Consider the following 19,243-nt stretch of genomic DNA (forward strand, 5'->3'; position numbering starts at 1 on the left):
GACCAGCACGTCGCGCCAGCGGAACTGGTCACCCGCCAGCGACGACAGCGCGATGAGCAGCGGCAGCGTGCAGGCCAGCCCCAGGCGCGGCAGCGCCACACCGAAAACGACAATGGCGGCGACGATGACCAGCAGCGGTCGCCAAGCAATGGTGCCGACCGGATCGCCCCCCTCTGACTCAAGCGTCAGCGCCTTGAACAGCACCAGCCCGCCGAGCAGCGCCAGCAGGATGCCAAGCCCGAACGGAAAGTACCCGGGGCCAGGTCGGGCCGAGGTGCCAAAGGAGTATTCGGTCGCCCCCCAAGCGAACGCTATGCCCGCCACCAGGAACATCAGCCCGGACCAGAAGTCCCGCTGGCTTTTGATCTTCATCGTCTGTCGCCTCCGGCGCGCCGGAGGCCGCGCTGTCTGTTGGCGGCGATTCTGGCAGTGGCTCCGGGGCCGCCCGCCTGTGGATTACACGTAAGCATGGTCCACGCCCACGCCCTGGTTCAGCCCTCCCAGGACGGCGTGCTGCGCAGCACTTCCTCCACGGTGGTGACCCCCTCGGCCACCTTCATTGCGCCGGCCAGCCGCAACGGGCGCAGCCCCTCCTGAACAGCCTGGCGGCGCAGTGCAGTCAGGTCGGCCATCGCACCCTTGACACCTTCGCTTACCGTCAGCAGCTCATAAAGTCCTGCACGGCCGCGGAAGCCGGTATTGCGGCACTCGAGGCAGCCCACCGGCTTGTAGGGCTTCACGCCGCCGCCCAGGCGCCAGTGGCGCACCAGCTCGTTGAGGCTCTCGCGCGTGACGACGGGGTCGGGCTGCTTGCAATGCGGGCACAGCGTGCGCACGAGGCGCTGGGCCAGCACGCCGATGACGGTCGCGCTGATCAGATAGCTCGGCACGCCCAGGTCCATCAGCCGTGTGATGGCTGAAACCGAATCGTTGGTGTGCAGCGTGCTGAAGACGAGGTGGCCCGTCAGCGCGGCCTGGATGGCCATCTCGGCCGTCTCAAGATCCCGGATCTCGCCCACCATGATGATGTCCGGGTCCTGGCGCATCAGCGCGCGCAGTCCCTCGGCGAAGCCGAAGTCCAGCACGTTCTGAACCTGGGTCTGGTTGAAGGCCGGCTCGATCATCTCGATCGGGTCTTCGATGGTGCAGACATTGACTTCGTCGGTCGCCAGCCGCTTCAGTGTGGAGTACAGGGTGGTCGTCTTGCCGCTGCCGGTCGGGCCCGTCACGAGAATGATGCCGTGGGGCTGCTTGACGAGGCCCTCCCAGCGGTCGGAGTCATGCTGACCAAAGCCCAGCGACGAGAGGTCCTTGACCGCGGTGTCGGGGTCGAAGATGCGCATGACCATCTTCTCGCCGAAGGCGGTGGGCAACGTCGACAGGCGCATCTCCACCTCGTCGCCCGCCGGGTTGCGCGTCTTGATGCGCCCATCCAGCGGGCGGCGCTTCTCCACCACGTCCATGCGGCCCAGCAGCTTGATGCGAGAGGTCATCGCGCTCATCACCGTGGGTGGCAACTGGTAGACCGTGTGCAGCACGCCGTCGATGCGGAAGCGGATGACGCCCATCTCGCGGCGCGGCTCCAGATGGATATCCGAGGCGCGCTGGTCGAAGGCGTACTGCCACAGCCAGTCGACAACCTGCACGACGCCCTGGTCGTTGGCATCGAGCTGCTTGTTGGTCCGGCCCAGCTCAACAAGCTGTTCGAAGCTTGCCACCTGGCTCTGTTCGCCGGCCTTGGCCGCGGCGCGCACCGAGCGCGCGAGCGTGAAGAACTCAGTCGTGTAGCGCGCGATGTCCAGCGGGTTGGCGACGACCAGCTTGATGGGCTTGCGGACATGCGACTCGATCTGCGCCACCCAGCTCGTCTCGAAGGGCTCCGACGTCGCGATCGTCACGTCGTTCACGCCGAACTGCACCGGCAGGCAGCGCTTGGCTTCGGCATAGCCTATGGACATCACATCGCCGACGCGGCCCACGTCCACCTTCAGCGGGTCGATGCGCAAATAGGGCAGCTTGGCGCGCACGGCCAGCCACTCGGACAGCGCCTCCACGTCCAGCGGCTTGCCGGTGGACAGTCGCACCAGGCTGGCATGCCCCAGCCGCACCAGCGGGTGCAGCGAGCTGTCGCCCGCGGCAAAGCGCTGCTCCGTGCGCTGCACCTGTGGTTCGTCGACGAGCCCGTCCTCCAGCAACCAGTGCAACAGCTGGCGCCAGTCCAGGCGGCCCTCGGTCTTGGAGGTGGGAACCGAGTGCTTAGGCTTGGTCGACATCGAGGCGGGTCTCAGAGTGCGTTGAGGATGCTCATCGGCAACGGCCTGACAAGCCTGAGCCACTTGCGGGCCGGCAGCTTGAAGCGCGATTCGATGTTAGCCGCGCGCTGCTCCAGCACGTCGCGATGCGGCACCTGCACGCCGCGCGCCGCGACGACGACGGTGTTGCCCTCCTTCGTCGGCGCCAGGCTCCAGACCTGGTCCGACCCGAAGGCCCGCGCAATGCGAAGAGCGCTGCGCGCGAAGCTGGCGCTGCGGCCGAACAGGTTCACCGTCATCAACCCGCCGTCGGCCAGCACGCCGCGACAGGCGGCGTAGAAGGCTTCGTCATCCAGCACCGGCGCGGCGGCATCGTGGTCATAGAGGTCGACGTTGAGTACGTCGACCGTCTGCAGATGGGCATCGTCCTGGACCCAGCGAGCGGCGTCCTCGTTGACGACCTCCAGCCGCGCGTCGTTGGCCGGCAACCGGAACCACTGTCGGCAAGCAGCGATGACCTCGGGATTGATCTCGACGGCCGTGGTCCTCATCTTCAGCGTGCCATGGCAGAAGCGCGTCAGCGCAGCGGCCCCCAGGCCCAGCTGCACGGCATGGCCCGCGCCCAGCGCGGTCGGGTCGCGCCACATCATCCAGGCGCACATGCGCTGGATGTACTCGAGTTCGAGCTGGTCGGGCTTGCGGATGCGCATTGCGCCCTGCACCCAGATCGAGTCCAGGTGCAGGAAGCGCACCCCGTCGAACTCGCTCAGCGTCGCCGGGCCCCAGACTTGAGGCTTTGCCCTCATTGCGTAGCCACCCAGTCGCGCACTCCGGCCAGCATCGCATCCAGGTGCTGGCGATCCAGCAGGCGGCCCCGCGTGACGACGGCGTCGATCTGGCGCGTCGCGGCAATGTCCTGCAGCGGGTTGGCCTTCAACACCACGATGTCTGCTGTCTTGCCTTCGGCCAGCGCGCCATAGTCGTCCAGCTTGCCAAGGAAACGCGGGCCCGCCACGACGGCCGAGCGCAGCGCCTGCGCCGGTGTGAGGCCGGAACGCACATAGACGGCCATCTCGTCGTGCAAGGCCTGGCCCGGGTAATCGAAGCTGTTCAGGAAGCCCGCATCCGTACCGGCAACGATCTCAACACCGGCCTCGGCCAGCAACGGCAGCAGCCGCGCCGTCTTCTCGTAGCTCGCATGTCGGTAGGCAATGGCGTCCGGCCCGTCCAGCGCAGCGCGCTTGACGCGCCAGTCATAGGTCTGGCGCAGCTTGGGGCCGATGTACTTCAGATAGTCGTCGTTGGCATGGTCATCCTGATCCAGATAGGCGGTGATGCGGATGACCGACAGCGTCGGCACGACGGCCGTACCGTGCGACGCCAGGCGCTTGAAGGCGGCGCGGGCCGTGGCTTCGTCGAAGGTGGCCAGGCTCTGTTCAGCAGCCGAACGTGCCGTGAGGGTGCCGGCGGCGACCTGGGACGTCAGCTCGGCCTCCTTCGGCGTGGCGGCGCGCAGCAGGTAGTTCAAGTGCTCCAGGGTGCCCAGGCCGGCCTCGGCCGCCTGGTCCAGTGTCACGGCGCCGTGCAGGTGCGCCGAGCTCGGCAGGCCGCGCGCTTTGGCCTGACGCAGCGCGTCCAGGTAGATCTCGGCGCGCATGGTGTTCTCGGTGATCTTGACGAAGTCCGCGCGGTCCTTGCGCAGCTTGTCCAGCGCCTGACCCACCTCCGCCGGCGTGCCGACCTCCTGCGTGCCCTTCCACAGCGGCTTGTAGCCCTCCAGCTTGGCGCCGGAGGCGAAGATGGTCGGGCCCAGCAGCGTCTTGGCGGCGATCTCGTCGCGCCACTGCAGCACCGTGTCACTGAGATCGCCGGCGCAGTCACGCACCGTCGTGATGCCATGTGCCAAGTAGAGCGGCAGCAGGTGGCGGTTCTCTTCGATCAGCGCTTCGCCGCCGCCGAAGTGGATGTGGCTGTCCCACAGGCCGGGAATCAGGTAGCGGCCCTGGAGGCTCACCGTCTGCTTCGCCTTGTAGCGGTTCAACTGCTTCGCGTCGACGACGGCCAGGATGCGTTCGCCGCGCGTGACAACGGCCTGGCCGGTCACCAGGCGTCCCGCGGCCACGTCGACGACCGTGGCGTCGCGCAGGATCAGGTCGGCAGGGATGGCGGAAGCGGCGGCAATCCCACCCGCCCAGGCCGCGATGACGGCCATGAACAGTCTTTTCATGGATGCATCCTAGGCCAGATACGGCGCCAGCCCGGCCCGCCAGGCGGCGATCTTGTCGGTCAGGCGCAGGCCCGCATGCGCCGGGCTCGTGGACGGCAGGCGCAGCACCGGCAAGCTTGGCTCGCCCAAGGCCAGCAGCGTCTGCCTATGAGCCAGGGCCCCATTGCAGGCAATCGCGCGCAACTTGGGCAGGCGGGCGACGAGCGCCGCCAGTTCGCTGGGCTCGGCCGCCTCAATGGCCGTGTCCAGGCTGCCCTCGCGGCGGCAGGCAGCCACCGCATCCCACAGCGCGACATGGTGGTGGCGCAGCGCGTCCAGGCGCTCGGCATAGGACAGCCCCGCCAAGTCGGGCAGGCCCAGCAGCGCCCCCATCAGCGGCCAGAAGGCGTTGCGCGGATGAGCGTAATACTGCGCCGCCTGCAGCGAGGCCGCGCCGGGGAAGCTGCCCAGCACCAGCAGCCGGGCCTGCGCGTCGAACACCGGCGCCAGCCCCTGCAACCGCGCGGGATCGGGGTTTACGGGATTGGCACCCGTGGCGCCGGCTTGAGAGGATGCAAGGATCTTCACGGGGAGGGATGAATGATGAACACAGAAGCCATCTGGCAGTTTCTCAGCACCCAGGGCGTGGACTTCGGCCTCAAGGTGCTGGCCGCCATCGCTGCGTGGGTCGTCGGCCGCTGGCTGATCTCGCTGGCGCTCCGTGTCTTCACGGCGGCGCTGGCGCGCGGCCAGCGCATCGACTCCACGCTGGCCGCCTATCTGCGATCCATCCTCAGCGTGCTGCTGAATGTCGTCCTCATCCTTGCGATCCTGGACATCTTCGGCGTCAAGACCACCTCCTTCGCCGCCCTGCTGGCCGGCGCCGGCCTGGCCATCGGCACGGCCTGGGGCGGGTTGCTGACTCATTTCGCAGCCGGCGTCTTCATGCAGGTACTGCGGCCGTTCAAGGTGGGCGACTTCGTGCAGGCGGGCGGCGTGACCGGCACGGTCGCCGAGATCGGTCTGTTCGGCACGACCATCACCACGCCCGACAACGTGCAGACCATCGTCGGCAACAACACCATCTTCAGCGGCGCCATCCAGAACTTCTCCACCCTGCCCCACCGCCGGGTGGACTGCCTGGCCAAGGTCGCCAACAGCGTGGACCCGCTGGACGCGATTGCCAGGCTGCGGCCCGTCATCGCCGCCATTCCGAACGTGATGGCCCAGCCGGCACCCGACATCGAGATCCTGCAATTCACGCCTGAAGGCCCGCTGCTGTGCGTGCGCCCCTACTGCCACACCGACCACTACTGGCAGGTGTACTTCGACGTGCACAAGGCGGTGGTTGCGACCTTCGGCGCCGCCGGATATCCGGTGCCCGAAACACCGATCGCGCCGCGCAACCGCTGACGCTGCCTGATCGTGGCTGACCTCGTCGCCCGCATCGCCGAGCTGTGGCGCTATCCGGTCAAGTCATGCGCCGGCGAAGCCGTGCACACGCTTGAACTGGATGGCGCCGGCCGGCCCGAGGGCGACCGGGGCTGGGGTGTCGTCGACGCCGCCAGCGAGCTGACCTGGATGGGCGCACAGCCCCGCCTGGCCCTCGTCGTCGCACGGCTCGTGGCTGGCGGCCTGCAGTTGCAGGCCCAAGGCCGCGTGTTGGCCGTGGCCGGCAACGGCGGCGAGGCAGTCGCATTCCGAGCCTGGAACGGCGAACACCAGCGTTTCGACACTTGGCAGGGGTGGGACGCTGGCGACGACGCGGCCGCGTTGCTGCGCGCCACGACGGGCGAGCGCCTGCGCCTCGTGCGCCTGGGCACCGAAGCCCGGCAAAGCCTGGCCCCGAACCCGCTGCATCTCGTCGGCGACGGCTCGCTGCGAGCCTGGCGTGAGGCCCTGGCAGAACCGCTGAACCGGCCCGCCGAACGCACCCGCGCCAACCTGCTGCTGCACGCGGAAGACGGCAGTGAGCTGCCCCCCTTCATCGAGGACATCCTCATCGACGCCCGCATCTCCGGCGGGCCGACGCTGCACCTCACTTCGCCCTGCGTGCGGTGCGTGGTGCCGACGGTCGACCCGGCCAGCGGCAAACCGCAACCCGAAGCGCTGGATGCGCTGACCCGGCTCAGCGCCGAGCGCGCACCCGGCTCGGCGGTGCAGTTCGGCGTCTATGCCAGCGGCAGCGGCGCCGGACAGCTCAGCGTGGGCGATCGTGTCGAGCTAACGCTGAATTTCGGCGAATAGCCGCCCTACACTCAATCATGAGACACATCGCCCTGCCTGCCCTGCTCTGCGTCGCGCTGGCCTGCCATGCGGCCGAATCCGACACCCCAGCGGCGAAGCTCCCTGCCGGCGCAGCGTCGGAAGTCCCCAAGTCTTCCCGGGGCCGTTGCCCGCAGCCCAAAGTCGCTCAGCTGATCAGGAAGATGCCTTCGGGCGATTTCCGCTTCGTCGTCCGCTACCTGGTCAAGGCCGACGGCACCGTGGAGAACGTCCGCATCGAAGGCGGCCTGGCATCCCGGGAAGCCCGGCAGGTCGCCCGCGGGATGTATGAGGGCCTGCGCTGCCTGCCGGCTGAGGCCGATCAGGAATACGAGGAGGCACTCACGATGCAGTCGACCGCTCTTTAAGCAGGCGCTCGGCCCAGTCGCGGCAACGCCGCGCACGCATTGGCCGACGTGATGGCCGCGGTCTTCTCCAGCGTCCAGCCGCGCAGTTCGGCCAGGCTCACCGCAATCCGAGGAAGCTCCGCTGATTCGTTGCGCGCCTGGCCTGGGTCCACCGCCCGCTCGGCGGCCGTCTTGTAAAGCCAGTGCGGCGGGATGTCCGGCGCGTCGGTCTCCATGACCAGCGCCGACTCGGGCACGTTCGCCGCGATGCGCCGGATCTGCAGCGAGCGCTCAAAGGTCAAAGTTCCGCCAAAGCCCAGCTTGAAGCCCATCTCGATGAAGGCCTTCGCCTGCTGCTCGCTGCCATTGAAGGCATGGGCGATACCCCCGAACGGGAAGTCGACGCGGCGCAGGCCGGCCAGCAGCTTGTCGGCGCTGCGACGCACGTGCAACAGCACCGGCAGGCCGGCACGCTTGGCAAGCTTGAGCTGCTCAAGGTAGAAGTGCTGCTGGGTATCAGGATGGATCCCCTCGACGAAGTAGTCCAGACCGATCTCGCCGACGGCCACCAGCCGCGGGTCGATCCGATGGGTATCGAGCGCCTCGGCCAAGATATCCAGATCCCCGGCCTTGGCCTGCATCACGCACAGCGGGTGGATGCCCAGCGCGTAGGTGAAGTCGTGCCGGATGGCGAGCAGCCGCACGGTGTCGAAGTTGGTTGCAGCGACGGCGGGAATGACGATCTGAGCGACGCCCGCTGAGCGCGCGCGCGCGATGACGTCGTCACGGTCGGCGTCGTATTCGGCCGCGTCGAGGTGGCAGTGGGTGTCGATCCACATGCCCTCGTTGTAGCTCAGCGGAAGACGACCGTGCGGTTGCCGTTCAACAAGACCCGGTGCTCGGCATGCCACTGGATGGCCCGAGCTAGCGCGACGCACTCCATGTCGCGGCCAATGCCCACCAGTTGCTCGGGCGGCATGCTGTGGTCGATGCGCGCCACCTCCTGCTCGATGATGGGGCCTTCATCCAGGTCGCTGGTCACGTAGTGGGCGGTCGCGCCTATGAGCTTCACACCACGCTCGTAGGCCTGGTGGTAGGGCTTGGCACCTTTGAAGCTGGGCAGGAAGCTGTGGTGGATGTTGATGGCCTTGCCCGACAGGTCGCGGCACAACTCCGGTGACAAGATCTGCATATAGCGGGCCAGCACGACGAGGTCGATCCTGTTCTCCGCGACCACGTCGCGGATCTTGGACTCCTGGGCCGCCTTTTGCGCGTCCGTGCCACCCAGCAGCGGGAAGTGATGGAAGGGAATGTTGTGTGAGGCCGCGAGCTGGTAGAAGTCGCGGTGGTTGGACACGATGGCCGGTATCTCGATGGGCAAGTGTCCGGTCTGCACGCGGAACAGCAGATCGTTCAGGCAGTGGCCCAGCTTGGACACCAGCAACAGCACGCGGGTCTTGCGCGCGCGCGCCACCAGCTCCCAGTCCATGCCGAATTCGCTCGCCAGCGGCTGGAAGGCGGCCTGCATCGCGGCCTCCTCGGCCTGTGCTTCGAATTCGATGCGCATGAAGAAGCGCGCATGGTCTGCATCGCCGTGCTGGTGCGAGGTGATGATGTTGCCGCCCTGCTGCAGCAGCACGCCGGTGACGGCATGCACGATGCCGGCGCGGTCGGGGCAGGAGAGCTTGAGGACGAAACGCGGAGTCATGCGGAGGTCGTTTGGAATTGCCCCGCCACCAGGCGCAGCTGCCGGTCGCAGCGTGCCGCCAGGTCGCGGTCGTGGGTGACAAGGACAAAGGCTGTGCCAAGCTCGCGGGCGCGCTCCAGCATCAGCTCGAAGACGGCCGCAGCGGTATCGCGGTCGAGGTTGCCGGTGGGCTCGTCGGCCAGCACGCAGGCCGGGCGCGTGACCAGCGCGCGTGCGATGGCAACACGCTGGCGCTCGCCGCCTGATAGTTCGGCCGGCCGGTGATGGACGCGGTCCTTCAACCCGACGCGAGCCAGCATCTCGGCGGCCGCGGCGCGCGCTTCGGCCTGGGGCTCGCGGCGGATGCGCAACGGCATCGCGACGTTGTCCAGCGCGCTGAACTCCGGCAGCAGGTGGTGGAACTGGTAGACGAAGCCCAGGTGCTGGTTGCGCCAGCGGCCGCGTTCGGCCTCGTCCATGGCGGCAAGCGGGCGCCCCATCAGCGTGACAGCACCGGTGGTCGGTGCGTCCAGACCGCCGAGCAGGTGGAGCAGCGTGCTCTTGCCCGAGCCAGAGGCGCCGACGATCGCCAGCGTCTCGCCGCGCGCGACGTGCAGGTCCACGCCCTTGAGCACCGTCACATCCAGGCCGCCTTCCTCGAAGCGGCGGGTCAGTCCAGTGGCCTGAAGCATCAGCTCACTCATAGCGCAGCGCCTCCGCCGGCTGCACGCGGCTGGCGCGCCAGCTCGGGTAGAGCGTGGCGAGGAAAGACAGAGTCAGGGACACGAGGGCGATGGGGATGATGTCGCCGCGCTGCGGATCGCTGGGCATCTGGCTGATGACGTAGATGCTGCCGGGCAGGAAGCTGACGTTGAGCAAGCGCTCGATGGCCGGCACGATGACGTCGATGTTGCACGCCACCAGCAGTCCAAGGCCCACACCCGACAGCGTGCCAATGACACCGGCCACGGCGCCCTGCACGATGAACACGCCCATGATGGAGCGCGGGCTGGCGCCCAGCGTGCGCAGGATGGCGATGTCGCTCTGTTTGTCAGTGACCGTCATGACCAGGGTGGAGACGAGGTTGAAGGCCGCGACGGCGACGATCAGCGTCAGGATGATGCTCATCAGGCGCTTCTCGATCTGCACGGCGTCAAACCAGTTGGCGTTGGAGCGGGTCCAGTCGCGCACCAGGATGTCCGGGCCCATGGCCTGCGACAGCTCGGCCGCCACGCGGCGGGCGTCGTGCACGTCGCGCAGCTTGAGCTGCACGCCGGTCGGCCCGCCCGTGCGAAAGAGCTTGGCCGCGTCGTCGACATGCATCAGCGCCAGGCCTGAGTCGTACTCGTAGTGGCCGGCGCTGAAGGTGCCCACGACGTTGAAGCTCTTCAGCCGCGGCACGACGCCGGCCGGCGTGACCTGGCCACCAGGTGCGACGACGGTGATCTTGTCCCCCTCGCGCACGCCAAGCTGGCGCGCCAGCTCCACGCCCAGCACGATGTTCCAGGCACCGGGCTGCAGGCGGGCGAATGCGCCGTCCTTGAGCTGGGCGCCCAGCGCCGTGACGCTGGCCTCTTCGGCAGGCGAGATGCCGCGCAGCACGGCGCCGCGCATGTCCTCGCCACGGGCGATCAGCCCCTGGCTGGCGATGAAGGGGGCCGCGCCGATGACCTCGGGGTTCTGCCGAGCCTTCGCGGCGGTCGCTTGCCAGTCCGGCAGGGCCTGGCCGGCATAGTCCAGCAGCTCGACGTGGGCGATGACGTTGAGCATGCGGTCGCGCACCTCGCGCTGGAAGCCGTTCATGACCGACAGCACGATGATGAGCGCCGCCACACCGAGCGCAATGCCCAGAATTGATGCTCCTGAGATAAAGCTGATGAAGCGGTTGCGCCGCCCACCGCGTCCGGCGCGCGTGTAGCGCCAGCCGACCTGGAGTTCAAACGGCAATGGCATGAGGCGGTGCAAAGGCGTACGGCATGGGGCCGGGATGGTAACTGGCAGGGCGCCATCACAATGGCGAGCACCCCTTGCTTGAAACCGCAATGAACGCTTTACTCGCCCTGATCCTCGCTGCTGCCCTGGCCCTGCCCGCCCACGCCATGCCTGATCTGGTCATCCTCGTGCGCCATGCCGAGCGCGCTGCCGAACCGGCGTCGGACCCCGGCCTCACGCCCGCTGGCGAGCAGCGCGCGCTGGCTCTGGCCGAGGCGCTGGCCGGCACCCGGGTCGATGCCATCCTGACCACGCAGTTCCGCCGCACCCGCGACACCGCCGCGCCGCTGGCCCGGGCCCAGGGCCTGCAGCCGCAAGTCATCGAGGCCAGGCGGGGCGGCGCGGCCGAGCATGTGCAGGCGGTGGCAGATGCCGTGCGCGCGCGCACCGGTACCGTCCTCGTGGTAGGCCACAGCAACACGGTACCGGCCATCCTGACCGCGCTCGGCGGCCCGCAAATGACAGAGATCTGCGAGACCAGCTTCCACCACATCCTCCTGCTGCGCCCGGGTGCCGGCTGGATGCAGCTGGGATATGGCGCACCCAGCCCCGCGCCGGCGGCAGGCTGCCTCTGACCCCAGCTCAGCCGCGACTGGCGCGACGCCCTCCGCCCCTCGCACATCGGCGCCTCATGGCGCTGCGCCCCGCTTCAGTTCCCACTGCGCCAGCGTGAACTCGCGGTAGGGCACGGCCTGTGTGGCCACCGTACGTTCGAACCAGGGCAGCGCCTCACCGCGCCGGCCCTGGGCGGCGAGTTGCTGGCCGATGAAGAAATAGGCCTCCGCCAGGCGCAGCCGCTCGGTCTCCGGCTTCTCGCGGGCGAGCTTGAGCAGGGCCTCGCGGTCCAGGCTGCCACCAAGGTAGCGCAGCAGTGCGCCGCTCCACTTGCCGGTGTCCGCCACGGCCAGGTCGTCGGCGATGGCGGCCTTGCCGCGCCCGCCCTGACGCTCGGCGGCCAGATAGAGCCACAGCAGCATGAACTGCCGTGCCTCGCCGCTGGCATTGGCGGCGCTGTCACGCAAGGCCGCCTCCGCGCGGGCGTAGTCGCCCAGCATGTAGTGGGCGGTGCCCAGCCAGCTGCCGCCGGCACCGAGCTGGGCTTGCTGGCTGAATGCGGCCAGCGCATCGGCGGGTCGGGCCAGACCGACCAGGGCCACGCCACGGGCCTCCAGCGCCGCCACGGCCTCCTCGCCTTCGGGGGCGATGATCAGCACGCGGTCGGCGTCGGCCAGCGCCCGGTCGAAATCGCCGAGCTGGTTGTTGGCCTGCGCCCGTTCCGCCAGCGCCCGAGCGGCCAGTCGACCGTTGGGGTCGGCCGCTGCCAGCACTTGGCTGCTGGCCAGGCGCACGAATTCATTGGTCTGCACCAGTTGCCACAGCGCGTCGGGCCTGGCCCCGCTGCGGAACTTGAGCAGGCGGCCGTGGATGTCGCCGAACGAGGCTTCCATCGCCTTGAGGTCCAGCAGGCTCAGGCGCAGCCGTTGCGCACCCAGCATCTGACGGGCTCGGCCCACGCGCTCCCGGTAGCCTTCCATGTCGGCTGGCAGGACCTCATCGGACCGCCGCTCGACACGGCTGATGAACTGCACCGTCGGCCCGCTGAACTCGACACGGCTGGAGAAGGCGAAATGCTTGTCGGCCAGTTGCTGAGGTGCCGGCGCCGGCGATGTGATGGCGCGCGGGCCCCTGACGCTCACACGCAGCTCGACCGTGCGGGTCGGATCCAGCATGAAGGGGTAGCGGCGGCGGGCCTCGGGCGGCAGCGACAAGCCGTCGACCAGCTCCACGGCCGGGAATTCCAGCTCCAGCGCGCCGTGCTGGTAGCGTCCCATGCCGGGATGCTCGAAATGCAGCTTCAGCTCCCACTGGTTCGTCTCGCGGTCGTCGACGACCTCGGGCTGTCCTACGCCTACGAGGCCCGGCAGCAGCCGCACGTACGCGCCGGCGATGGACTCCGCCATGCGCTCCAGCCCCACCGTGGCGAGGTTGGCGCGCCAGCGCTCGGCGGCCAGGCCCGTCGCCTTGAACGAGGTGTCCAGCCGGGGGGGCCTTGCGAGCTGGCTGAAGTCCCAGTCCTGGCGGAAGGCCAGCGCGTCCCGCGCGAAGTCCGGCGGCACGACGGGCTGCGGCCCCGCCTCGCCCAGGCCGACGACGAGGGCCGCGCCGTAGTGGTAGTAGCCGCGCGTCTCCAGCGAATAGCCCTGACCGTTCATCGTCGGATCAAGGAAGTACACGGTGTCGCCGACCTGCACGCGGCTGATGACGTGGTCGAACTGGTCGTGCGAGGGCAGGAAGCCGGCGATGCCACGGTTGCGAGCAACGGACACCAGGGCCGGCCGGGCGTCGAAGCCCATCGCGCCGAGCATGGCGTTGAGCAGCAAGGTTTTGTCCTTGCAGTCCCCCAGGCGCTCGGCCAGTGTCTTCGCGGCCGGCTTGGGCCGGTGCGAACTCTCGCCCAGCGAGGCCGAAAAGTAGCGCACCTCATCCTGCACGAAGCGCAACGCGGCGGCCACCTGCTGCTGGGGCGTGCCGCCCTGGGTCTTGAGTTCGGCGGCCTTCTCGGCGACACCCGCGGACTGGGTGTCTGCAGCGAAGAGGCGTTGCGCCCACTGGTCCAGTTCTGCCCAACCGGCGTATTCGCTGATGTGCAGGGCCGGGTAGACCTTGAACCAGGGCGGCGTGGCGGCCTCCTCGGGCACGGGAGGCACCCGCTCACGCAACACGCGGATGACCTGGCGTCCCCCCTCGTCGAAGCGCTCGGGCAAGACGTCGGCCGCGATGGCCTTGACCGCCAGCCGTCGCTCCGGTGGCGCCTCGACGCGCAGGTGCAGGCGCTCCACAGGCGCGTCAGAGGCGAGTTGCATCAGCGCCGAGTAGCGGCCTTCGAAAATCGGGTTCTCGCCCTCCAGCGTGTAGGCGACGTCAACGACGTCCCCGACGCGCACGTCGCTGAGCACCACCAGTGCTGTGCGCACGCCATCGATCATCTGCCGCTCGAGCTGCTGCTCCCGGCGCATCAGCTCGACGCGGGCGTCCTTGAGCCGGTCCAGACGCTGGCCGCCGCGGATGACGCCGAGTTGGTGGATGACGAGCTGCTGGTAGGCGGGGTTGAAGCTGATCTGCGGCTCGGACACGTCGCGGAGCGTCGACGTGTCCAGCGCCTCGCGCTGTAGGTGCACATAGGTCGCGGTGGTCGACCTGGGCGCAAGCTGCACCTGGATGTCAACGAGCGGCTCGCGGCGTGCCTTGGCGCCCGTCGCGATGGGACGGGCCTCGGTGGACGGCGCTGGCGGGATCGCCTTGACCCAGGCCGGCGTCGGGCCGAACCGGTACCCGGAACCCGCGGGCACGGCGGGATGGGCGGCCGGTGCGGCGGCCTTGGCCAGCGGCGGGGTGACAGGTTTGGCAGGGCGCTTGGGCGCCGACGGCGTCTGTGCGGACGCGGTGGCCATGGCCAGAACGAGGGCCAGGGCTGGCCAGAATTTCAAACGCATCCACGTCCTCCCGGTCTCACGCCCCGATTGTGGGGGCGCAGCCGCTCCCGCCGGCTGTCCCGGGCTTCTAGTGGAGCATTTGCTCCACTTCGGCCGCGGGGTCGCCGGTGGCGGCGATGCGGGCGGCCAGCAGCTCCAGGTCCAGGTGCAGGTGCTCGATCAGCTCGGGCACGGCCACCTTCAGCGCATGCACGGGCTCGTCGTGGTGCTCAGCCGCGTCGGCCAGCACCTCGGCCACATGGAGCACGGCGGCGACGAGTGAGAAGGGGCGCACGTCCAGTGGCGCGTTGGCGTCCCGGAAGGCGCCCACCAGCGCCGGCGGGAAATGCCAATGCGCGGCCAGCGAGGCGGTCACGTCGGCATGCGTGCAGCCGAAACGGTGCTCCTCCAGCGAGAAACGACTGCCCGGCTCGGTGGCATGGGCTTCAACGTCGGCCACCAGATGCGGCTCGTCGATGGCCATCAGCAGCTGGCCGGTGCGCAGCATCAGGCCGGCGAGGTAGGCCGTGTCGGCCGTGCTCGCGTCGGTACCCAGCATGCGCGCGAGGATGCGCGCGTAGTTGGCCGTCGCCAGGCTGTGTCGCCAGAAGCGCGCACGATCCAGGTCCTGCACTTGGGGGAATGCACCGCTCAGACAGGCCGCCATGGCCAGGTTGCGCAGCGTCTCCATGCCCAGCGCATGCGCGGCGTCGACGACCGTGGCGATCTGGTGCGAGGGGCTGTAATGGGCCGAATTCGCCAGCCGCAGCACACGTGCCGAGAGCGTCGAGTCTTTCTCGATCAGCGCCGCGATCTGGCTCAGCACGACGTTGTCGTCTTCGAAACTCTTCAGCAGCCGCGAGGCCACCTCAGGCATGGTCGGCAGGGCGGCGTGCCTGACGAAGAAACGCTCGGCGGCTGCAGTCATCGCGGACTCCTTCGGACGCTGTAGCGAGCCAGTCTAGGACGAAGGCGGCCGCGACGCCACGACCTTTGCCGGTCCTAAACGATCAGCAACGCACGGAAGTCGTTGACATTGGTAAAGCTCGGTCCGGGCACAAGCAGGTCGCCCAGCGGCTCGAAGAAACTGGCGCTGTCGTGTGCGTCCAGCAGGGCTTGAGGGTTCAGGCCCAGCGCGCGGGCGCGGCCCAGGCTGGTCGGCGTCAGCAGCGCCCCGGCGTGCGGGCCGACGCCGTCGATGCCATCGGTGTCCGCTGCCAGCCCGTAGACGCCGGGTTCGCATTGCAGAGCCAGCGCGCAGCCGAGCAGGAACTCGGTGGCGCGGCCGCCTTTGCCCGGGGGCTTGGCCGGGTTGACCGTTACTGTGGTCTCGCCGCCCGACAGGATGACGCACGGCCTCGCGAACGGCTGGCCATGCCGCACGACGGCGCGGGCCAGGGCCGCATGCACGCCACCGACGACACGCGACTCGCCTTCGATCTCGTCGCTGAGGATGTGCGCCGCGATGCCCTGCGCGCGGGCCGCCTCGGCTGCGGCTGCGAGGCTCATCTGCGGCGTGGACAGCATGACCAGCTCGTGGGCCACCAAACGCGGGTCACCGGGCTTGGGTGTCTCGAAGGCGCCCGATTCCAGACCGGCCCGGGCAGCGGGCGGCAGGTCGATCTGGTAACGCCGGCAGATGGCCAGCGCGTCGGCGCAACTGGTTGCGTCGGCCACCGTGGGACCGGAGGCGATGATGGCCGGGTCGTCGCCGGGCACGTCGCTGATAGTCAGCGTCAGCACGCGAGCCGGTGCACAGGCGGCGGCCAGGCGCCCGCCCTTGATGGCCGACAGGTGCTTGCGCACGCAATTCATCTCGCCGATGGCGGCGCCGCTGTTCAGCAGGGCGCGGTTGACCGCCTGCTTGTCGGCCAGCGTCAGGCCCGCTGCGGGCAGGGTCATCAGGGACGAGCCTCCGCCAGAGATCAGGCAGATGACGAGGTCGTCGGCCGTGAGGCCCCTTGTCAGCGCCAGCAGCTTCTCGCTCGCGGCCAGACCGCTGGCGTCTGGTACAGGATGGGCCGCCTCGACAACCTCCAACCGCCGCGGCCGCCAGCCGCCGGGGACGTGGCCGTAGCGGGTGATGACCAGGCCGGACAGCGCCGCCTCGGCCGGCCATGCGGCCTCCAGCGCCTGGGCCATCGCGCCGCCGGCCTTGCCAGCACCCAGCACCAACGTGCGGCCCTTCGGCGGTGGTGGCAGACGCGAGGCCATCACCTCGCCCGGCAGCGCGCGCGCCACCGCGACGTCGTAAAGCTGGCGCAGCAGCGCCCGAGGATCAAGCGTTGCCAAGACTCATCGCCTGTTGAAGTTGAAGTTCGTCGCAGAAACCGCACGCGCGGCAGCCGGCGAAGCCGGTCGGGCGGGGCTCATTGTTGCGCCCAGCGGCCGACCAGGGCACGCTCTTCGTCCGTCATGCCCGTCGCATTGTTCAGCGGCATGGCGCGCTGCACGATGACCTGCTGGTAGATCTGCGCCTTGTGGGCGACCAGCGCCTCGGCGTTGTCCAGACGCACGCCCTTTTGCGCCAGCTCACCCGCGTGGCAGGCCAGGCAGCGCTGGCCCGCGACGGCCTGCACCTGGTCCAGCGTCACCGGCGCGACCGCGCCGCTCGCCTGCGGCCTGGGAGCCATCCAGACGATGAGCCCCGCCAGCAGCGCCAGTGCCAGCGCGACGGCCCCCCAGCTATTGACGCCCTTGTGGCGCTTGACGAAGAAGACGCGCACAGCCACACCCGCGGCCATCAGCACACACAGCACGATCCAGTTCTGCGCATGCTGGTACAGCATGCCGTAGTGGTTGCTGAGCATGGCGATCAACACCGGCAGGCCGAACCAGGTGTTGTGCACGCTGCGCTGCTTCCCGCGCTGGCCGTACACAGGATCGGGCTTCTGGCCGGCGCGCATCTGCGCGATGACCTTCTTTTGCCCCGGAATGATCCAGTGCGCGACGTTGCCCGTCATCATGGTGGCCAGCGTGGCGCCGACGATGAGAAAGGCCGCGCGGCCGGCGAAGAGGTGGCAGGCCAGCCAGCTTGCCGCAACGACGAAGACCGCCACCGCCGCCAGGACGCGGCCGTCATTCCCGACGCCGCCGTCGGCCGTGCGCCCCAAAGTGTGGCAGGCGGCCTCGTAGACCACCGTGCCCATGACGAGGAAGACCAGCGCCGCCGCCACCGCTTGCCAGGCCGCCCCCCAGGCGAATACGCGCGGGTCGATCAGCATCTGGCCGGCATTGCACAGGTAGAGCACGATGAAGAGGGCGAAGCCGCTCATCCACGTCCAGTAGCTTTCCCAGTAGAACCAGTGCAGATCCTGCGGAAGGTTGGCAGGCGCCACCATGTACTTCTGCGGGTTGTAGAAGCCGCCACCGTGCACAGCCCACAGCTCGCCGTCCACGCCCTTGGCCTTGAGGTCCTCGGCCTGCGGCTTGGTGAGGTGGTTGTCCAGCCAGACGAAGTAGAAGGACGCGCCTATCCAGGCGATGACGGTGATGACGTGCAGCCAGCGCAGCAGCAGGTTGGCCCAGTCGAGCAGGTAAATGTCCATGAAGCGGTGGTGATCTCGATGGCCCCACCACGGCGGGTGCTGTGGAGCCCAAGGGTCGCGTCCGCAGGCTGTGAAGGCCCGACACCGCTGCGACTGGCCGCGAGTTTATTGAGGAAGCGCCAGGATCTGCGCCAGCACCGCCACCGCGATGACCGCAGGTTGCTTGCCCGCGACGCCAGGCACTCCGATGGGGCATGCCACCTGCGCCCGCTCGGCCTCGGTGAATCCTCGCGCCTCCAGCCGCTGGCGGAAGCTCGCCCACTTGGTGCGGCTACCGATCATGCCAATGAAGGCCAGGTCGCCGCGCTCGCGCTGACGCTTCAGGCAAGCGGCGACAAGGTCGAAGTCCTCGGCATGGTTGTGACTCATGATGAGCACCGCCGAGCCGGGCACCAGGTCGGCCACGGCGTCGGCGGCCGGGTCGCAGACCTCCTGGCGCCAGCCGCGCGCGGGCGGCTCGGCGGGGAACTGGCCTTCGCGACTGTCGATCCAGTGCAGGGCCAACGGCAAGTCTCGGGCAATGTGGGCGATGGCCACGCCGACATGGCCGGCGCCAAAGAGCGCCAGCGGCCGCAACGGCGGCAGGGGCAGGCGGGCTGCCACGTCGGCGCCGGCCGCGAGGCGCTCGAAGTGCAGCCAGACGACGCCGCCGCAGCATTGGCCAAGGCTGGCACCCAGGGGGTAGCGCACCTCTGCCTCCAACTCGCCGCCATCCAGCGCCGTGCGGGCGCGGGCGATGGCATCGAACTCCAGATGGCCGCCACCGACCGTTCCCTGGATGCCCGCCCGGCTCACGGCCATCCAGGCGCCGACCTCGCGCGGCACGCTGCCGCTGGTGCGGGACACCGTGACGAGGACACAAGCTGCTTCAGCCACGACGGGCCATCCTTCTCGCGCGCAACCGCTTGAAACGCAGGAAAACGCCCAGGCTCAGCGCGGCCAGCGCGCCGCCCAGCAGGAACTTGCCCATCGCGATGGCCACGCCGGCACTGCCCCACACGCCAACGTTGGCAAGCCCTTCAATAACGACGAGAGCGCCGTCACCCAGGCGATCCAGCCGAGACGACTTGTCAGCTGCCACGGTAGGTGGAGTATGCCCAGGGCGACGCGAGCAATGGCACGTGGTAGTGCGAGGCCTCGTCGGCGATGCCGAAGTCCAGTGGCACTTCGTCGAGGAAGGCCGGCTCAGGGAGCTTGTCACCACGGGCGCGGAAATAGGCCGCCACCTCGAAAACCAGCCGATAGCGACCGGCCGTGAAGGTCGCCCCTTCGAGGACGGGGCCATCGGCGCGACCATCCGCGTTCAGGTGCAGGCTGCGCAGCCACTTGGGGCCTTCTGCCTCAAAACGATAGAGGCGGACGGTCATGCCGGCTGCGGGGCAGCCGTTGGCGGTGTCGAGCACGTGTGTTGTCAGTTTGCCCATCGGGATTCCGTTGTCCGTCGCGGGATGCGGCTTGATGCAAAGTGTAGGG

General features: G+C 68.9%; 20 protein-coding genes. 4 read left to right on the forward strand and 16 right to left on the reverse strand.

Annotated features, from left to right (window positions below; all coding sequences use genetic code 11):
* The 5 genes from VGF12_RS20590 to VGF12_RS20610 all read right to left on the reverse strand — a co-directional run.
* Positions 1–372: tripartite tricarboxylate transporter TctB family protein (locus VGF12_RS20590; RefSeq protein ID WP_331177917.1), on the reverse strand; the 372-nt coding region annotated here is incomplete at its 3' end.
* A 119-nt stretch (positions 373–491) separates the two neighbouring features.
* Complete coding sequence (locus VGF12_RS20595) at positions 492–2,273, reverse strand: GspE/PulE family protein (RefSeq protein ID WP_331177918.1); 1,782 nt, start codon at positions 2,271–2,273, stop codon at positions 492–494.
* 11 nt (positions 2,274–2,284) lie between these two features.
* Positions 2,285–3,058 (reverse strand): spermidine synthase, encoded by a 774-nt coding sequence (locus tag VGF12_RS20600; RefSeq protein WP_331177919.1) that lies wholly within the window; start codon positions 3,056–3,058, stop codon positions 2,285–2,287.
* Complete coding sequence (locus VGF12_RS20605; RefSeq protein WP_331177920.1) at positions 3,055–4,479, reverse strand: amidohydrolase family protein; 1,425 nt, start codon at positions 4,477–4,479, stop codon at positions 3,055–3,057. The genes VGF12_RS20600 and VGF12_RS20605 overlap by 4 nt, the downstream gene beginning before the upstream one ends.
* A 9-nt stretch (positions 4,480–4,488) precedes the next feature.
* Positions 4,489–5,046, reverse strand: a complete 558-nt coding sequence (locus VGF12_RS20610; protein ID WP_414710163.1) for a DNA-deoxyinosine glycosylase — start codon at positions 5,044–5,046, stop codon at positions 4,489–4,491.
* A gap of 15 nt (positions 5,047–5,061) precedes the next feature.
* Between VGF12_RS20610 and VGF12_RS20615 the strand changes: the two genes are divergently transcribed.
* Genes VGF12_RS20615 through VGF12_RS20625 form a run of 3 tightly spaced genes read left to right on the forward strand, consistent with a single transcriptional unit; the run spans position 5,062 to position 7,091 of the window.
* Positions 5,062–5,871 (forward strand): mechanosensitive ion channel family protein, encoded by an 810-nt coding sequence (locus tag VGF12_RS20615; protein WP_331177921.1) that lies wholly within the window; start codon positions 5,062–5,064, stop codon positions 5,869–5,871.
* A 12-nt stretch (positions 5,872–5,883) separates the two neighbouring features.
* A complete protein-coding gene (locus tag VGF12_RS20620; protein ID WP_331177922.1) occupies positions 5,884–6,705 on the forward strand; it encodes an MOSC domain-containing protein in 822 nt (273 codons plus the stop codon).
* A 17-nt stretch (positions 6,706–6,722) separates the two neighbouring features.
* Positions 6,723–7,091, forward strand: coding sequence for a hypothetical protein (locus VGF12_RS20625; RefSeq protein WP_331177923.1), 369 nt, complete (start codon positions 6,723–6,725; stop codon positions 7,089–7,091).
* Here the strand turns inward: VGF12_RS20625 and VGF12_RS20630 are convergent.
* From VGF12_RS20630 to VGF12_RS20645, 4 genes are read right to left on the reverse strand one after another with little or no spacing between them, the layout of a single operon-like run.
* On the reverse strand, positions 7,088–7,909 hold the full coding sequence (locus tag VGF12_RS20630; RefSeq protein WP_331177924.1) for a TatD family hydrolase: 822 nt from the start codon (positions 7,907–7,909) through the stop codon (positions 7,088–7,090). The two genes, VGF12_RS20625 and VGF12_RS20630, sit on opposite strands and share 4 nt — an antisense overlap.
* A 14-nt stretch (positions 7,910–7,923) precedes the next feature.
* Positions 7,924–8,778, reverse strand: coding sequence for a formyltetrahydrofolate deformylase (gene purU / locus VGF12_RS20635; protein WP_331177925.1), 855 nt, complete (start codon positions 8,776–8,778; stop codon positions 7,924–7,926).
* Positions 8,775–9,461: a lipoprotein-releasing ABC transporter ATP-binding protein LolD gene (gene lolD / locus VGF12_RS20640; protein ID WP_331177926.1), complete on the reverse strand. Its 687-nt coding sequence runs from the start codon at positions 9,459–9,461 to the stop codon at positions 8,775–8,777. The genes purU and lolD overlap by 4 nt, the downstream gene beginning before the upstream one ends.
* Positions 9,454–10,710, reverse strand: coding sequence for a lipoprotein-releasing ABC transporter permease subunit (locus VGF12_RS20645; RefSeq protein WP_331177927.1), 1,257 nt, complete (start codon positions 10,708–10,710; stop codon positions 9,454–9,456). The genes lolD and VGF12_RS20645 overlap by 8 nt, the downstream gene beginning before the upstream one ends.
* Positions 10,711–10,799: 89 nt before the next feature.
* Here VGF12_RS20645 and VGF12_RS20650 point away from each other — a divergent pair, with 89 nt between their 5' ends.
* Positions 10,800–11,324, forward strand: a complete 525-nt coding sequence (locus VGF12_RS20650; protein WP_331177928.1) for a histidine phosphatase family protein — start codon at positions 10,800–10,802, stop codon at positions 11,322–11,324.
* A 54-nt stretch (positions 11,325–11,378) separates the two neighbouring features.
* Here VGF12_RS20650 and VGF12_RS20655 read toward each other — a convergent pair whose 3' ends face one another.
* The 7 genes from VGF12_RS20655 to uraH form a co-directional block, all read right to left on the reverse strand.
* Positions 11,379–14,243: a DUF3857 domain-containing protein gene (locus VGF12_RS20655; protein WP_331177929.1), complete on the reverse strand. Its 2,865-nt coding sequence runs from the start codon at positions 14,241–14,243 to the stop codon at positions 11,379–11,381.
* A 67-nt stretch (positions 14,244–14,310) separates the two neighbouring features.
* Positions 14,311–15,150 carry an HDOD domain-containing protein gene (locus VGF12_RS20660; protein WP_331177930.1) on the reverse strand — a complete coding sequence of 280 codons (840 nt, stop codon included), beginning with the start codon at positions 15,148–15,150 and terminating at the stop codon, positions 14,311–14,313.
* Between the two features lie 74 nt (positions 15,151–15,224).
* Positions 15,225–16,514, reverse strand: coding sequence for a glycerate kinase (locus VGF12_RS20665; RefSeq protein WP_331177931.1), 1,290 nt, complete (start codon positions 16,512–16,514; stop codon positions 15,225–15,227).
* A gap of 77 nt (positions 16,515–16,591) precedes the next feature.
* The gene (locus tag VGF12_RS20670; protein ID WP_331177932.1) at positions 16,592–17,770 is read right to left on the reverse strand and encodes a urate hydroxylase PuuD; all 1,179 of its coding nucleotides are present in this window, start codon (positions 17,768–17,770) and stop codon (positions 16,592–16,594) included.
* Positions 17,771–17,875: 105 nt separating this feature from the next.
* A complete protein-coding gene (gene xdhC, locus VGF12_RS20675) occupies positions 17,876–18,646 on the reverse strand; it encodes a xanthine dehydrogenase accessory protein XdhC (protein ID WP_331177933.1) in 771 nt (256 codons plus the stop codon).
* Complete coding sequence (locus tag VGF12_RS20680) at positions 18,639–18,851, reverse strand: hypothetical protein (protein ID WP_331177934.1); 213 nt, start codon at positions 18,849–18,851, stop codon at positions 18,639–18,641. Before VGF12_RS20680 ends, xdhC begins: the two co-directional genes overlap by 8 nt.
* Entirely contained in the window at positions 18,841–19,194 is a 354-nt protein-coding gene (gene uraH, locus VGF12_RS20685; protein WP_331177935.1) for a hydroxyisourate hydrolase, read from the reverse strand. Before uraH ends, VGF12_RS20680 begins: the two co-directional genes overlap by 11 nt.
* Between the last annotated feature and the right edge of the window lie 49 nt (positions 19,195–19,243).

Origin of the sequence: Roseateles sp. (assembly GCF_036404855.1) — a bacterium.
Classification (GTDB): Bacteria; Pseudomonadota; Gammaproteobacteria; order Burkholderiales; family Burkholderiaceae_C; genus Pelomonas.